Source organism: Clostridia bacterium (assembly GCA_035628995.1).
GTDB lineage: Bacteria > Bacillota > Clostridia > Lutisporales > Lutisporaceae > BRH-c25.
Map to the genome: position 1 here is coordinate 1 of DASPIR010000028.1, position 15,985 is coordinate 15,985.

General features: G+C 41.9%; 14 protein-coding genes. All 14 read right to left on the reverse strand.

All coding sequences use genetic code 11. The annotated features are described in order from the left end of the window. Positions 1-165: 165 nt before the first annotated feature. Positions 166-1,452, reverse strand: a complete 1,287-nt coding sequence (locus VEB00_12425; protein ID HYF83820.1) for a sialidase — start codon at positions 1,450-1,452, stop codon at positions 166-168. Positions 1,453-1,673: 221 nt separating this feature from the next. Continuing rightward, entirely contained in the window at positions 1,674-2,924 is a 1,251-nt protein-coding gene (larA, locus tag VEB00_12430) for a nickel-dependent lactate racemase (protein ID HYF83821.1), read from the reverse strand. A gap of 34 nt (positions 2,925-2,958) precedes the next feature. Next, the gene (locus tag VEB00_12435) at positions 2,959-4,131 is read right to left on the reverse strand and encodes a malic enzyme-like NAD(P)-binding protein (protein HYF83822.1); all 1,173 of its coding nucleotides are present in this window, start codon (positions 4,129-4,131) and stop codon (positions 2,959-2,961) included. Between the two features lie 38 nt (positions 4,132-4,169). Continuing rightward, entirely contained in the window at positions 4,170-5,150 is a 981-nt protein-coding gene (locus VEB00_12440) for a transketolase family protein (GenBank protein HYF83823.1), read from the reverse strand. Beyond that, on the reverse strand, positions 5,147-5,995 hold the full coding sequence (locus VEB00_12445) for a transketolase (protein ID HYF83824.1): 849 nt from the start codon (positions 5,993-5,995) through the stop codon (positions 5,147-5,149). The genes VEB00_12440 and VEB00_12445 overlap by 4 nt, the downstream gene beginning before the upstream one ends. A 24-nt stretch (positions 5,996-6,019) precedes the next feature. After that, the gene (locus VEB00_12450) at positions 6,020-7,279 is read right to left on the reverse strand and encodes a phosphoglycerate kinase (protein ID HYF83825.1); all 1,260 of its coding nucleotides are present in this window, start codon (positions 7,277-7,279) and stop codon (positions 6,020-6,022) included. Continuing rightward, on the reverse strand, positions 7,270-8,292 hold the full coding sequence (locus tag VEB00_12455; GenBank protein HYF83826.1) for a type II glyceraldehyde-3-phosphate dehydrogenase: 1,023 nt from the start codon (positions 8,290-8,292) through the stop codon (positions 7,270-7,272). The genes VEB00_12450 and VEB00_12455 overlap by 10 nt, the downstream gene beginning before the upstream one ends. A 46-nt stretch (positions 8,293-8,338) precedes the next feature. Next, positions 8,339-9,361 (reverse strand): alcohol dehydrogenase catalytic domain-containing protein, encoded by a 1,023-nt coding sequence (locus VEB00_12460; protein HYF83827.1) that lies wholly within the window; start codon positions 9,359-9,361, stop codon positions 8,339-8,341. 155 nt (positions 9,362-9,516) lie between these two features. Further along, the gene (locus VEB00_12465; GenBank protein ID HYF83828.1) at positions 9,517-11,055 is read right to left on the reverse strand and encodes a tagaturonate epimerase family protein; all 1,539 of its coding nucleotides are present in this window, start codon (positions 11,053-11,055) and stop codon (positions 9,517-9,519) included. Positions 11,056-11,085: 30 nt separating this feature from the next. Further along, positions 11,086-11,799, reverse strand: a complete 714-nt coding sequence (locus VEB00_12470; GenBank protein HYF83829.1) for an ABC transporter ATP-binding protein — start codon at positions 11,797-11,799, stop codon at positions 11,086-11,088. Then, complete coding sequence (locus tag VEB00_12475; protein HYF83830.1) at positions 11,792-12,553, reverse strand: ABC transporter ATP-binding protein; 762 nt, start codon at positions 12,551-12,553, stop codon at positions 11,792-11,794. Before VEB00_12475 ends, VEB00_12470 begins: the two co-directional genes overlap by 8 nt. Further along, positions 12,537-13,511: a branched-chain amino acid ABC transporter permease gene (locus VEB00_12480; protein ID HYF83831.1), complete on the reverse strand. Its 975-nt coding sequence runs from the start codon at positions 13,509-13,511 to the stop codon at positions 12,537-12,539. The genes VEB00_12475 and VEB00_12480 overlap by 17 nt, the downstream gene beginning before the upstream one ends. Before the next feature lie 53 nt (positions 13,512-13,564). After that, complete coding sequence (locus tag VEB00_12485) at positions 13,565-14,434, reverse strand: branched-chain amino acid ABC transporter permease (GenBank protein ID HYF83832.1); 870 nt, start codon at positions 14,432-14,434, stop codon at positions 13,565-13,567. A 174-nt stretch (positions 14,435-14,608) separates the two neighbouring features. Continuing rightward, a complete protein-coding gene (locus VEB00_12490) occupies positions 14,609-15,787 on the reverse strand; it encodes an ABC transporter substrate-binding protein (protein HYF83833.1) in 1,179 nt (392 codons plus the stop codon). Between the last annotated feature and the right edge of the window lie 198 nt (positions 15,788-15,985).

Consider the following 15,985-nt stretch of genomic DNA (forward strand, 5'->3'; position numbering starts at 1 on the left):
ATGCGGAATGCTTCGTATTTCATCCACCCAGGATAATGTTTCATACCTTTTTTCCCTGCCATAGCAAAACCTCCTATCATAGTTTTATTCTACAATAGGAGGCTTTTAGTTTCACTGTCCGTTTTTTAGGGTTCTATTCAATAAAATATGGTGCTTTCTATACTCTTATACTCTCCAGATGTGCCACAGATGGTCGTTTTGCCCCTTTGCAAATACATCGAGACGATTTCCTCCCCAGGATACTGCTGCAGGTGCTGAGGTTATTGTGCCTCCAAGTGACTGCCATCTGCTCCATTGAATTCCGTTCCAGGTTCTAAATTGCAAATCATTTCTTTGACCTCTTGCAAAGACCTCCAAACGGTTAATGCCCGTAGAAGCTGCCGCTGGTGCAGAATTAATCTGCCCTCCTCCAAGATCCTCCCAAGCGCTCCACCTGGTTCCATTCCAATATTTATGCCATAAGGACTGATTCTGTCCTCTGCCGAAAACGTCAATTCTGTTTGGTCCCCAGGATACCGCTGCCGGTGCTGATGTCAATACTCCCCCAAGATCCTCCCACTCACTCCAACGGGCTCCATCCCAGTACTTATGCCATAATGCCTGGTTTTGTCCCCTTGTGAAGACGTCCAAGCGGTTTGCCTGCCAGGATGCAACTGCGGGCTCAGAAGTCATGACTCCGCCTAGATCCTCCCATGCACTCCATCTAGTCCCGTCCCAATACTTATGCCATAATGCCTGATTCTGCCCTCTGCCGAAAACGTCAATTCTGTTTGGTCCCCAGGATACTGCTGCCGGTCCTGAGGTCAATACGCCGCCCAGGTCTTCCCACTCACTCCAGCGGGTTCCATTCCAGTATCTATGCCATAGTGCTTGATTCTGCCCTCTTGCGAAGACATCTAAGCGATTTGGCTGCCATGATGCAACTGCCGGTGCTGAAGTCAAGATACCGCCCAGGTCTTCCCATTGACTCCAACCTGCGACCGGAACTCCTTCAATATTCGCCAGGGTAAAGCGTATTATATCCCTTATTATTTGGTTGATACGAGCATTTGGAACTCCACGTCTACTCAGTAAAGCGAAAGCTGCTGGATTATCCCTGCGCAAATCATTCAATATAGCATTTGTTCTCTGATCAATTGTTCCGGTGTAATTGTTTTCATTTCTCAACACATAGCTTACTGTGTTTCTAAAGATATTACGCGTATCTGCACGCTGCACCCTATATCGTTGAAGCTCTGCATAGTAATTATCAAACCTTCTGTTTATAAGTGCCATGATGCGGTTTATATCCTGAGGTCTTTGCCTCATCCCTTCATATTCATCTTCTTCGTAACCATCATCCCTAAAATATACCTCGTCGTCGTAATCTTCTTCAGATGAATACTCAAATAAATTCTCATTTTCCAGTCCATCCAATTGATTATAAAATGGACAGAAATAGTTCGGATTCATCGGGCACATGTAAGAATCCTTATATATTTTCATTCCTATCTCCTTCCTCATTAAACGAATCATTACATCATATGCAGCATAAGTACGTAAGGTTAAAAATATGCAAAAAAAGCTTAAGCACCATACCGCACTTAAACTTTTCTCACATTGGCTACCCTGTCATATACTTGGATTAAAATACCCCCGGTTCCAGTTCATCCAATCTGGAATCGGGGGTTACTTTAACCTAACTCAAACACTGGCAGTGTCGAACCTCCTGACGGCATCAACAATACTTTCGCGTTCTCTCCTTGTTCACTTAATGCTGCATCGACCGCCTTTTGTATATCATTAAAGGGTACCATGAATAGCTTTCTGACAAAGTCTGCTTCCAGGTCCGATACAAGGTAAATCTTCGCACCTTGCATCACCATCGCTATTGCAGCCGCTTTATGCCCACCCAGTTCAAACTTCCTTTTAATTCTTTCAATCAAATCCTCGGGTTTCTCAGCTTCCAGCAGCCACTGCTGGAATACTTCTTCCCCAAGACCTTCCTTACAGGATGCTGCAAGAATTACGATACCGCCATCCTTCACTGCATGTTTAGCATTATCGAGAGCTTTTTGTGCTTGATACAAGTTGATATCCTTTGGGTACCCGCCCGGAGTAGTTATAACAATGTCTGCCTTCTGTTGAATTCTTGCCTTATATGCGTTGTCCAGGAATGCGCAGCCTTCTCTGTGCGCTTTGATATAGTGGCCCGCAACCGCTCTAATTATGTTTTTCTTGCTGTCCAGTACCACATTAAGTATAAAATCAATTGTTATGAATTCCCCCACTTGGTCTATGTCCTGCCTTACAGGATTATCTTCAATACTTCCGGCCTTTGCTCTGGGATTCACCATGTTGCTGTGGTTAGCCTGTATCGCTTCTCTTGTAGAGACTCCCGGCATTATGGCTTTTGCCCCGCCGCTGTATCCTGCAAAATAGTGATATTCAATATTGCCTAAGCATATTATCCTATCAGCCTCTGCAACTGTTTTGAATACATCGACAGGTGTGCCATTGTTGCAGGTTCCAAGATGTTTGCAGTTGTCAGGATCACTGTCAACGCATTTGATTCTGCTGTAAACTTCTTCCCCTACAAGATACCGGACTTCTTCCGACTTATGCTTTCTATGGCTTCCCAGAGCGAGTACTATAGTAATATCTTTTTCCTCTACGCCGCCCAGCTTCAGCTCTTCTATAACAAGTGGAAGCACTGTCCTGCTCGGCATTGGCCTGGTTATGTCGCTTGTTATGATTACAACACTTTCACTTGGTCTTGCGATATCTTTGAGTCTTTTTGTCCCTGTAGGGTTTTCTAATGCTCTTTTCACTTCAGCCTCTCCCGTAAGTCCTGTTTCCATTCTGTTCGGAAGAATCTCCCCGAGGAAGTTCTTTTCGTTTATAAAAAACTCAATTTCTCTTTTGTCATAACCAATTTTGAACATTTTACAATATCTCCTCAAACAACAATATTTTGAGCTAAATTCCAGCTGCGCCTGAAGCAACTGCCGCTTTATAGACTGCTTCCGCCACTTTATTTGCAACCCTCTCATCAAAGGCCTTTGGTATCACATACTCCTCATTGAGCTCCTCATCACTTATGAGAGCTGCTATTGCATATGCAGCTGCAATTTTCATTTCTTCGTTTATATCGGAAGCCTTTGCATCCAGAGCTCCTCTGAAGATTCCAGGAAAGGCCAGTACATTGTTGACTTGGTTTGGAAAATCAGATCGGCCTGTACCAACCACCCTAGCCCCTGCAGCTTTCGCATCCTCCGGGAAAATTTCCGGTGTTGGATTTGCCATTGCAAATAGTATGGAATCCTTTGCCATGGTCGCAACCATTTCTTTACTAACTGTATCTGGAGCTGATACTCCGATGAATACATCAGCACCTTTCAACACATCGGTCAGGCTTCCTTTTTCTTTCTTCGAATTAGTCACCTTTGCTATCTCATCCTTGGAGGTATTCATACCTTCTCTGCCATCATATATTGCTCCCTGCCTGTCACATAGAATCACAGTGTTCAGTCCCATTGACATCAGAAGCTTAGTTATGGCGATTCCTGCTGCTCCGCTGCCGTTTACTACGACTTTTATATCCTTAAGCTCTTTTTTAACTACTTTTAATGCATTTATCATACCTGCAAGAACTACCACTGCAGTACCGTGCTGATCATCATGGAACACAGGTATGTCAAGCTCCTTCTTGAGTCTTTTCTCAATTTCAAAACACCTGGGTGCAGATATATCCTCGAGGTTTATACCCCCAAAGGTCGGAGCTATCATCTTAACTGTATTTACGATCTCATCTACATCCTTTGTCGCAAGGCATATCGGGAAAGCGTCCACATTCCCGAAGGTCTTGAACAACACAGCCTTTCCCTCCATTACTGGCATTGCGGCCTCAGGGCCTATGTCGCCCAATCCTAAAACTGCAGTTCCATCGCTTACAACAGCAACAAGATTCCACTTTCTGGTATACTCATAAACCTTGCTTACGTCCTTGTGTATTTCAATGCAGGGTTCCGCAACACCCGGAGTATATGCCGTAGCTAAATCATACTTTGACTTTACTTCAACCCTGCTTGTTATCTCTATCTTGCCTTTCCATTCAGCATGAAGCTTCAATGCTTCCTCTTGTATAGACATAAGACATTTCACCTCTTAAGCTTTTATTTTAATTGAGATCATTTTTTCAATTCTTTTTTTCTCATTACTAGTTTTTCTACCCTATCCACAATATCATCAGACGTCAGGTTAAACCTTTTCTTCAGATAATCTTCAGGCCCCACTTCTCCAAATAGGTCCTGTACACCAACCCTCGCTAAAAGCGTCGGATAATTTTCACTTAATACTTCTGCAACTGCTGAGCCAAGACCATTGATTATATTGTGGTTTTCAGCAGTCACAATAGCACCGGTTTCTTGGGCACACTGAATTATCATATCCTTGTCAATGGGTTTTAAAGTGAAGACATTGACGACCCTGGCGCTGATTCCTTTTTCTTTTAGCATATCAGCGGCCTTCAATGACTCTGCTACCATGATCCCTGTGGCTATTATAGTGACATCCTCGCCATCTCTTATTTTTACTGCCTTACCTATCTCGAACTCTGACCCCTCTTCAAAGACCTTGACTGCATTCTTTCTCAGCAGACGTATATAAAATACACCGTATTTATAAGCAACCTGCTTTACCAAATCTTTGAGCATTACAGAGTCTACCGGCTCCAGTATTGTTATTCCGGGTACATTTCTCATAATCCCCATATCCTCGAAGGGCATGTGTGTTCCTCCGTTGAATGCTGCGGTAACCCCCGGATCACTTCCTATGATTCTTACATTCAGCTTGGCATATCCTGCAGACAGAAATATCTGGTCATAGCATCTTCTGGTTGCAAAAGGAGCAAAGCTATGGGCAAATGGTATCTTTCCTGTTACAGACAAACCGGCAGCAACACCTATCATGTTCGCTTCCTGTATTCCGCAGTCAATAGTCCTGTCAGGAAACTCCTTCATGAAAGCAGCCATGCCCATGGATTTCATAAGGTCTGCGTCAAGAGCTACAATATTCTTATCCTTAGCTGCAAGCTCCATAAGTGACTTGCAGTATACATCCCTCATCATCATCTCATCTTTTTTATTCTCACTTGCAATTACAATACTCATGCTTTCATCTTCCTCTCCAGCTTTTCCTCTAGAGCCTTCAATGCCTCTTCATATTGGTCTTTACTTACAACCATATGATGATTGTCAAGGACTCCCTCAGCAAAGGTGCAGCCCTTGCCCTTGATAGTGTCAAGCACTATGACTGAAGGCTTACTCTTTTCCGCCTTAGCTGCCGCGATGGCATCATATATCTCAGAGACATTTGAGCCGTCTACTCTTTGAGCATGCCACCCAAAACTCTCAAACTTGAGTCGTACATCAATAAGGTCATTTATATCCTTGGTATAGCCGTCAAGCTGCTGCTTGTTGTCGTCCACAAAGGCAATAAGGTTGTCGAGCTTGTGCTGTGCAGCGAACATAGCAGCTTCCCATACCTGACCCTCCTGGCACTCTCCATCCCCAAGCACAAGATATGTAGTACTGCTCCTGCTATCCATGCGATTACCGAGAGCTACTCCTACAGCCAACGAAGCGCCCTGTCCCAGTGAACCCGTAGTCATATCTATTCCAGTTGTGAGGTTTCTGTCGCAATGGCTTGGAAAGTGTGTTCCAGGTGTGTTCAATGTCTTAAGCTCTTCCAATGGAAAATACCCCCTGAGAGCAAGCGCAGCGTACACTGCAGGACCTGCATGTCCCTTTGATACCACAAGCCAATCCCTGTCTTCCCACTTTGGATCCTTAGGGTCTATATTCATTACCCCTCCGTATAATACAGAAAGTGTATCAACAATGGACATTGCTCCACCTATATGCCCGAAACCCAGCCCTCCGATTTCCTTTAACGTCTCTATCCGAATCTTTAATGCAAATATCTCTAATTCCTTAGATCTCTCTTCACTAATCATAATCTACCCCTGCCTATCTCTTTATTAACCCTTATTGTAGGCTTTCTTCATAGCCTCAATAAGCGGAAGCTTCTTTCCTGATAGAAACCTAACCATAGCGCCGCCTGCAGTACAAACGTAGTTTATCTTTTTTGTATCGATGAACCTCCCCGCCGCACTTACAGTATCTCCGCCTCCGATTACAGAGTAGCCCTCTGCATCAGCAATGGCATTCCATATCTCTTTTGTACCGAACTCAAACAACTTGTTCTCATATACTCCTGCAGGACCATTTACAAAAACCGTTCCTGCTTTTTTCAGCTCTTCTCGGAATATCTCAACTGTCTTTTTTCCTATATCGAGGAACAACTCATCCACTGGCAATTGTTCTATAGAAACCTCACACCTCTGTCCGTCCTTTTCATATGCGAGATCTGCTGGATATACTATCTTTTGGGAGTAATTCGCCAGATACTCCTTGGCGGCTGGTATGAATACGTCAAGGGACCTGTCTTTTATGAATTTATCTGTCTTGCCGCCTATTTCATAGCCAGCTGCAATTAGGAAGATGCTTCCTGTGATTCCGCATGCAAGTATCTTATCTGCGGTACCATTCTCCAGCACCTGCTTCATCATACCAAAGGCATCGGATATCTTAAGCCCTCCAAGTACAAAAACAGATGGATGCTCAGGCTTTGACATTACCTTTGTAAGTGCTGTGATTTCCTTCATCATAAGCTCCCCCCCTGCTGAAGGGAGTACCTCCTGGAATGCAACCATCGAAGGTGCATTCCTGTGGGCAGCTGCAAAAGCATCATTTACATAGTAATCAGCCAGTGGTGCAAGGCTTCTTATCAGATATGTGTCAAGCATTTCCTCAGGCCTCAGCTTCACGACATCTTCAAAAGTTGATATCTCCTCTGATAAGTACCTCAAGTTGCCAAGCAATACAGCTTCTCCGGCTTTTAACCTTTTTATTGCTTCCCGGGCAGCCGGGCCGCATACGTCATCTATATATCTCACCTCAACCCCAAGCTTTGCAGTGAGTTTCTCCGCATGCTCATTCATTGGCATCAGGTTGTGATAATCAAGTGTATCCCCCTGATGTGCAATAATTGCCACCTTGGCTTTATTGTCAAGCAGGTACTTTAGCGTTGGTATGCTTTTATTTATCCTGTTTTCACTGACTATCTTCTTTGTATCTGGGTCCAACGGTGAGTTGATGTCTATCCTCAATATTACAGTCTTATTCACATAACTATACTCATTCATTGACCTTATACCTGTCTCTACTCCTACTTCCATCTTCCCATCCCCAAATACTTATTGGTCTCAGCGACAGCCTTGAGTCTGTCGGTCTCCATCCCCATAGCTGCCCTTATCGCATCAATTGTTTCAGGTATGGTTACGGATTCCTGCGGTATGTTGATTGCGTACATTATATCATTTCCAGAGTCTACTATCGATTCTTCCCAGAGTGCTATTTCGTACATGTCTCCTCTGGGATTTCCCAGATCTCTTGCATATCTGAAAAGTGAGGCATTTCCAAGGAAGCCGTCGGCAATCCTTACCATTCTGATTCTGTCATGTTTGCTGAAGCATGCCATTGCCTCTTCCTTGGATACCTTCCTCTTCGGTGTTGCTACAACAGTGATAATGTGACCATGAGTTACCGGAGTATGGACAAGTATCCCTGTTGCGTTCACATGAGGCATTATTGTCATCAAGTCAAGCGCTTGGTGACTGGGAGCTTTGTCTATCTGCAGTGCGTTAGTCAGGCCTCTGTGATAATCTCCAGGGTCCGCTACGCGTCTAATTATTGTTATTGCAACCTTCTCTATGCCAAACTCCCTGTCCAGGCAATCTACAGACCTTATAAGACCAGTAGTGTTACAGGAGGTGAGCTTTAAAAACTGTTTTCCTATACCATTCTCATAGTTTGCATAACCATGGAAAAACACATCTGCAACTGAGTTTTGCTCGCCACCTTGGAATATAGCCTTCTTATTATATTTAGCATAGAGCTCCTTATTCTTGGCTCCCACTCCTGCACTCGTAGCGTCGAGGATCACATCACATTTCTGTATCATCTCCTCCAACGTTCCTGATATAGGTATATTCAAAGCCTCGAACTGAGAAAGATTTTCAGGCATTCCAAGATACAAGCTATAAGGCATTCCCTTTTCCTTCATTGCCCTGATAGCCAAGGTTGGTGCCACATCAGCAACCCCTACAAGCTCCATATCCTTCTGAAGCGCTACTCCATCTGCAAGTCTCTGGCCTATTACGCCATAACCTACTACTCCTACTTTAACCATAATTGAACACTCCTTTACTTATTTTTACTACGATTTATTTAATACCTTATGGTACTAATACAACCTTATAACCTTTTTTACTCATAAAAATATCGAAGCCTTCCTGCCAGTTTTCCAAAGGAACTCTTGCACTTATAATAGACCCCAGGTCAACTTGACCATTTTTCACAAGTCTCAACGCTGTCTCCCATGAGGTTCTCTCTGAAGCAAAGTTGTTTGTTATCTGTAATTCCTTAAACAGGAACTCATCCATATTTATTGATATTTCCTTCCCAAAAAGTCCAACCTGAGAGTATATACCCTGCTTTCTCAAGCTTAGCACACACTGCTTTGCTGAAGCAGCTGCACCAGCACATTCAAAGGCCACATCCACACCATCAGGATCAAGCTCTTCAATAATTCCCTTCAGTTCTTCCGGACTAGTAGCTATCCTGTCGGCACCTAACTCCAGAGCCAACTCCAGTCTGCTTTTGTCCAAAGGTGTCCCTGATGCTATGACGTATGCTCCCTGAATCTTTGCAAGTTGAACAGTCAATAATCCTATTGCACCTGGTCCGGAAACCAAAACGATATCTCCGGCTTTTACAGTAGACCGCTCTATTACACCGCGAACTACACAAGCCAATGGTTCACAAATTGCAAGGTCTTCTTTGTTTTTTACTTCTTTAGGAACCTTAAATGCCAAATTTGCAGGTATTGTCATATACTCTGCAAAAGCTCCGTTCATACCCGATCCGATAGACAGTCTCTCAGAACACAGCATTAGCATTCCGGAGCTGCAATACCTGCAATGCCCACATGTCTTTGCCGCTGTTAGTGAAACAATATAATCACCTTTTTTAAAGTCTTTGACATCTGAACCAACCTCATCGACAATTCCCACATATTCATGTCCCATAACAACCGGAGCATTATAGGAATATTCATCCTTCATGATGTGAACATCCGTTCCGCATATGCCTCCCGCCAGTATCTTAACCTTAAGCTCATTTTCTGCTGGTATAGGCTCAGGTATATCCCTTACTGCCATACCCTCCACACCGGGTCCGAATTTTACTAAAGCTTTCATAATAATTGCCCCCAATTTATAATAATAATTTCAAAGGTGCATTAAAGTCTAACAAATGAAACATTGGAGCTTCCGTAAACGTTACCGTAAATGCTTCCATTTTATATCATACTTATCTGCACATTACTACCGTTATAACTACAGCTATATTCGATCTATTTTACCCCTAGCGACCTCATATGTTTTCCAATGTGCTTCCTCAAAACATCATAGAAGTCTCCTTCATATCTGTTCAATGCAGCATATATCTTATCTTTGTACTTTAGAGAACCATCCGGGTTTTTCTCTTTCAATATATATCCATATGTTATATGCAGTAACTGTCTTGCATCTTCCATATCTAAAAGTCCTAGTAACTCCGTGTCTGTCAGGATATCCACATTAGGCACGTTGGAAAGTTCTGCAGTGACATGATAAAATTTCTTTGCTTCGGCAAAGTATCGAACAGCTTCCTTGTGTATTCCTCTATACAATGCTGGATCCTTCATTGCGATAAGCCTGACTGCCTCCAGCCAATTGGTACCTGAAGTTTTTATGTGAAATTTACCTCCTGTCTCGGCACCAATGATTGGGAATACCAGAAATTTATCGCTGCCTGAGTGGACACTTATCCTATATCCGAAGTGTTCAGATATATTTACATGTCTCTTGAACTCCTGATTGAACAGACTGATATCCCCCTTATAATCAATACCCTTCTGAAACTCACCGGGAAATCTTGGGGCAAGACTTGTAATTCTTGCTCCTCCAGATAATATTTCTTCTGCCACAAAATAATGCGCTTCTGGTGAGGTAGCAATCTGAGTTTCATCTATAGAAATTTCAAAGTCTAACGTTTCTCGATACGTTTCAATAATATTCTTATATATATCTATTGCAAACTTTGAAGCTTCCAGATATATTACTGCGATTCTCATAAGTGTCTCTTCACTGAATTTAATTCTCATATCACTGGTCAATGTGAATTCCTTGTTCAGATACTTTGACTCCAACCTTTTTCTGTCAGCCTCTGCAAGCTTTGAATAAGCTTTACGCAATTCAACCTCAGGCATTTCTGAGGCACTATTGTTTATATAGTCAGAACAATCCAGTGTAATCATTGTATACCCGCTTTCTAAAGCGGTTCGAATGTCATCTGCACTCTTTAAATGATCTCCATCTGCTCCAAACCCGGAAGTATACCCCTCCTGAAATACTGCCCATGACACATCTGCCAGAACATCGGCATAGCTTCTCCCTGTAAGCGTCAACTCTCTCATTGACTGCTGTGCGAGCACAGGAAAAACAGGTAAACCCTTTAGCAGCTTTATATGTCCAGGAGAAGCGATCCCAAGCCTATCGCCCAATCCGAAAGTGATGTTCTTGTCTTCATGACTTACAGGCTTGGTAAAGCTAAATATATTTCTCAGCACTTTGGCATTTTCAATGTTTAACTCACATATTCTTGCCCTTTTTCCCAGGAATATTGATTCTCTATAACGGAACCCCTCACTGGAGTGACTTTCTCCATAAATTATCAGAGCTTTCTTTCCATTATGACGGGCTATGAAAAAGCATGAGCCATCTACTAGCTGAATGGAGTCAGGATAAACTTCAAACTTTTCAAAACCGTTTTTTGCAGCTTGTCCAACCTCATCCATGTCTATACTATCAGTTGTAAGATACTCTATGCAAAACTGCTCCCAACCGTTCATCCCATTATCTCCTTTATTATTGAATCACTATTAATGTCCAAGATAACTTTTCTTAACATCTTCATTTTTAATCAAATTGCTTGCCTTATCTGCAAGTACGATTTCCCCAGTTTCAATAACATATCCTCTGTCTGCAATGCTTAAGGCAGCATTTGAATTTTGTTCAACGAGCAGTATCGGCATTCCATCTTTATTTATTCTCTTGATGATTTCAAATATCTCATTTACAATCAGAGGAGCTAATCCCAATGAAGGCTCATCCATCATCAATAGCTTTGGTTTTTGCATCAGTGCCCTTCCGACTGCAAGCATCTGCTGCTCTCCGCCGCTTAAAGTTCCGCCAAGCTGTTTTTCTCTTTCTCTTAGCCTGGGGAACAGATCAAATACATACTCCAGATCAATCTTAATCTCATTTCCCTTTCTCAAATATGCACCCTGCATAAGGTTTTCTTTAACTGTAAGATGAGGAAAAACGTGTCTGCCTTCCAAAACCTGTGCCAATCCCAATGCAGCAATTTTATGAGGTTTAATTTTATTAAGTGTTGTTCCAAGGAAATCTATGGTACCGTGATTGACACCGTTCAACAAGCCAGATATAGCCCTCAGTGTAGTGGTTTTTCCAGCACCATTGCCTCCTATCAGAGTAACTATCTCTCCCTCCTCTATATAGAAGGAAATGCCTTTAATTGCATGTATTTCTTCATAATAAAAATGGAAATCCTTCACTTCGAGAATTTTAGCCATTGCTACTACCCCCTAGATATGCTTCAATAACTTGTGGATGGTTCTGTATATACTTTGGTTCGCCAAAAGCAATCTGCTTGCCGTAATTCAACACGCTTATTGCATCAGTAATCCCCATAACCAGTTTCATATCGTGTTCTACTATTATAATGGTTATGCCTTTATCACTAATTTTTCGTATTATATCCTTCAAGTCTTCCTTTTCTTTCGAGTTCATACCTGCAGCAGGTTCATCCAATAGAAGAATCTGTGGCTCGCAAGCTAAGGCACGTGAAATTTCCAGTCTTCTCTGTTCACCGTATGATAAGTTCCTAGATAAATAATCCGCTTTATCTGATAGATTCATAAAATCCAATATTTCTTGACATTTTTCTACAATTTGCTTTTCTTCTACCCTTTGGCTTTTTATCCCAAGTATTGATGAAATCAATCCGCTATTGGATTTGCTGTGTCTTCCCACCATTACATTCTCTAGTACTGTCATACTCTTAAAAAGGTTTATATTCTGGTAAGTCCTTGCAATACCCAACTGGTTTATTTGAAAAGGCTGTAAGCCGCTGATTTTCTTCTCTTTGAACAATACCTCACCACTTGTAGGCTTATAGACACCACTTATTATATTGAATAATGTGGTTTTGCCCGCTCCATTGGGTCCTATGAGTCCGTATATGCACTTTTCCTTTACTTCCAGTGACACATCATTTACAGCAATAAGTCCGCCAAACTTTATGGTAACATTATTTAACTTCAGCACTTTTCTTCACCATCTTTCTCATATATGCTTTTAATATGTCAACAATTCCATATAATCCCTTAGGAAGGAACAGTATGACAGCCATTAGGAAGAACCCGTACACAAGCATCTGGTAGTTGCCCACACTCTGGAGTGATTCAGATATTATTGTCAATACTGCTGAGCCTATAATTGGGCCATATAGATTGCCAGTTCCTCCAAATAACAGCATGGTTAAGAATAAAACCGATTGAGAGTACATGAAGCTCTCTGGACTTATGAAACAAATAAAGTGAGCATATAGTGCTCCAGAAAACCCTGTAAAGAACGCACTGATAGCAAAAGCCATGATCTTATAATATCTTACGTTAATCCCCATACCACTTGCAGCATGAGGGTTCTCTCTGATGGCAATCAACGCTCGGCCTACCCTGGAATTGACAATTCTCTGCTTTATCACCAGGAATACTGTTACTAGCACTAGCATTAATGCGAAGAAGCTCAAATTAGTGTCAAAAACCAAGGGGCCAAGCTTGATTGGAGGTATCCCAATAATTCCTGACATTCCGTTAGTTATATTGTCTGCTTTAGATACAAATATGAAGACAAGTTGTCCAAATGAAATAGTAAGCAATGCAAGGAAATGATGCACAAGCTTCGCAGCCGGAAACGCAATCATTATTGCTATCATGGTAGCCAAAGTGGCCCCTAGCAGCATTCCTATCCATACAGGTATTGGAAACTTTGTTGTGAATATAGCTGATGTATATGCCCCAATTGCAAAGAAAGCAGCGTGTCCGAGTGATATTTGTCCCGAGTATCCGAATAATATATCCAATCCCGAAACGGCTATTATATATATGCCTATAATGCACAAAAGCAATATCAGATACTGGCTGCCCCCAAAAGCTACCCCCAACATGCCTACTAAAAATAAAATTATGATATTCGGAAGATACTTTTTATAATCTTGCAACATCTATGATTCCTCCACAATAAAATATTGATAGTGTTTCTTAGGATTACTATTCCTTAATCATATACCTTTGACTTGAATAGACCAGTAGGCATAAATATCATTATTACAATCAAAACGAAGAATGATATAAAATCCTTGAAAACTGAAGAAATATAACCTGCCACAAAGGTTTCAATAAAACCAAGTAAAGTTGAACCCACGATAGCTCCATACATATCTCCGTATCCGCCGATAACTGAGCCCGCAAATCCCTTTAAGCCAACCATCGAACCCATTGTGATGCTTACGCCGTACATTGGACCTATCATTATACCTGCAATACCTGCAAGTGCAGAAGATAATCCCCAGGTAACAGCTGTAGTAAAGGGAACATTGATTCCTAATGAGCTGGCTGCCATTGGATCCTGCGCTGCTGCCCTCATAGATGTACCAAATTTTGTCTTCGACATGAATATATGCAGCGCAACCATGCAAAGTAGTGATACCCCTAGTGCAAGCAATGATTCAGGCACTATATTTATTCCCCCGATATTAATCAGGCTTTTACCAAAAATAGACGGGAACTGAAAAACTCTGCTGCCCCAGATGAGCATTGCTGCATTCTGCAGCAGTATGGAAAGCCCAATCGTCGCCAGCACTATATAAATGCCTGTAGCACCTCTCTTCAGCAGTATCCTGATGAGGAATTTCTCAATCAGCATTCCAAATATAAACATAATTACAACGGTAAGCAGTAAGGCAACCAAAAATGGAAGCCCCATTATGCCATAAAACGTCAATCCTAGAAATGCGCCAAGCATCAAAAGCTCCCCTTGGACAAAGGTCATTTGTCCAGATGCCTTGTAAATCAAGCTGTAGCCTAAAGCAAGCAAACCGTAGACGCTGCCTATCATCAAGGAGCCGATTATTAGTTGTATAAGCATGGGTAACAACACCCCTCTCTATAAACTCAAGTTTCTGTAACTATTCATTTTTCTATTGTATTCGATTTTAATCAATATCAAAGTATCTGAGGTATTTATTTGTAGTTACCGGTGGGCACAATCGCTTTAAAAGGTTTGTGCCCTCCAGTATTTAACTACTTTTAATCGAGAGTACTATTTCTTAGTTTCGAGGTACTTTTCTAATGGTACATTCTTACCACCCTGGATTATATATGCTCTTGCTGTGCTGACACCATCGCCAGTTCCAGCTGTGAAGTCGAATTTGCCAGCTATGCCTTCATAGGTATTGATACTTTTTATAGCATCCCTTATTGCTGTACCATCAAGGGAATTAGCATTCTTTAAGCCCATCGCCAGTATCTTTGCTGCATCGTACGCTCTGTATGCTGTGTCGTTAACAGGCATACGAGCATATTTCTTCACATAAGCTTCGAGGAAGCTCTTTTCAGCTGCATTCATGGCTCCTTCAGGAGATTCAGGAATTACATATCCACATGAGAACACTGCACCGTCAGCTGACTCGCCAGCAACCTTTACTATATCAGGAGTGTTGAAGCCCTCAGGTCCGAATACAAATCCCTTCCATCCAAGCTGTCTGAACTGTTTCATCTGCATCCCCATGTCTTCTGCGCTTGCATAAAGGAACATTGCATCTGCACCGGAACTGATCATTTTTGTCATCTGACCAGTAAAGTCAGTATCTCCACCCTGGAAATTTTCATGGAGTATTACTTCTATTGTTCCATCTTCTTTTAATGCCTTAAGCAGGTTATCAGATCCGCCCTTTGCATATTCTGTTGAGCTTGATAACAAAGCAAGCTTCTTGACACCCATCTTTTTCATTGCCTCAATGAGAGCACCATTGTACCAACCAGAATGTGCGTTTCCTCTGAAAATATACTTATAACCTTGAGCTGTCCACTTTGGACTTGTACCTGTACCTACTTCGGGAATGCCAGCCTTCTCTACGAGATTTGCTGTGGCAAGTATATTTCCGCTTACTAGAGATCCAAGTATAACATTTACCTTATCCTCTTGTATAAGTCTGGTTACTACTTTAACTGCAGTTTCTGCAGAAGCCTTATCATCATATTCAACAAGTTTTATCTTCTTACCATTAATTCCGCCCTGTTCATTGATTTCATCGACAGCTAATCTTGCACCTTCCTGCAGTGGTATACCAATCAATGAAGTAGGTCCTGTGAGTGGAGCGTAAAAACCCATTTTTATTTCTTCTGTAGGTGCTGCAGTTGTGGCTGCATTGTTGGCACAACCAGTGAATGTAAACATAAATACCAAAGCTAAGACCAGACATATTAACTTCTTATACATACCTTACTTCCCCCTTAAACTAATTTATTAGGTTTTCATCTTTAGGAACTAACTGATTCTATAAAATTTATTCCTCACTTGCCCTGTAATCCTCCCTTCTCTGATTTATAAATATATGAGAAATAAATATAGACATTTTAACTGGCAAAACCTCATTGGTCATACATTTAATAACATTTATTCAACTTCCTCAATATT

Coding starts and splice junctions, on each gene's coding strand:
- VEB00_12425 (HYF83820.1), bottom strand. CDS start 1,452: ATGAATCCGAACTATTTCTGTCCATTTTATAATCAATTGGATGGACTG.
- larA (HYF83821.1), bottom strand. CDS start 2,924: ATGTTCAAAATTGGTTATGACAAAAGAGAAATTGAGTTTTTTATAAAC.
- VEB00_12435 (HYF83822.1), bottom strand. CDS start 4,131: ATGTCTATACAAGAGGAAGCATTGAAGCTTCATGCTGAATGGAAAGGC.
- VEB00_12440 (HYF83823.1), bottom strand. CDS start 5,150: ATGAGTATTGTAATTGCAAGTGAGAATAAAAAAGATGAGATGATGATG.
- VEB00_12445 (HYF83824.1), bottom strand. CDS start 5,995: ATGATTAGTGAAGAGAGATCTAAGGAATTAGAGATATTTGCATTAAAG.
- VEB00_12450 (HYF83825.1), bottom strand. CDS start 7,279: ATGGAAGTAGGAGTAGAGACAGGTATAAGGTCAATGAATGAGTATAGT.
- VEB00_12455 (HYF83826.1), bottom strand. CDS start 8,292: ATGGTTAAAGTAGGAGTAGTAGGTTATGGCGTAATAGGCCAGAGACTT.
- VEB00_12460 (HYF83827.1), bottom strand. CDS start 9,361: ATGAAAGCTTTAGTAAAATTCGGACCCGGTGTGGAGGGTATGGCAGTA.
- VEB00_12465 (HYF83828.1), bottom strand. CDS start 11,055: ATGAACGGTTGGGAGCAGTTTTGCATAGAGTATCTTACAACTGATAGT.
- VEB00_12470 (HYF83829.1), bottom strand. CDS start 11,799: ATGGCTAAAATTCTCGAAGTGAAGGATTTCCATTTTTATTATGAAGAA.
- VEB00_12480 (HYF83831.1), bottom strand. CDS start 13,511: ATGTTGCAAGATTATAAAAAGTATCTTCCGAATATCATAATTTTATTT.
- VEB00_12485 (HYF83832.1), bottom strand. CDS start 14,434: ATGCTTATACAACTAATAATCGGCTCCTTGATGATAGGCAGCGTCTAC.
- VEB00_12490 (HYF83833.1), bottom strand. CDS start 15,787: ATGTATAAGAAGTTAATATGTCTGGTCTTAGCTTTGGTATTTATGTTT.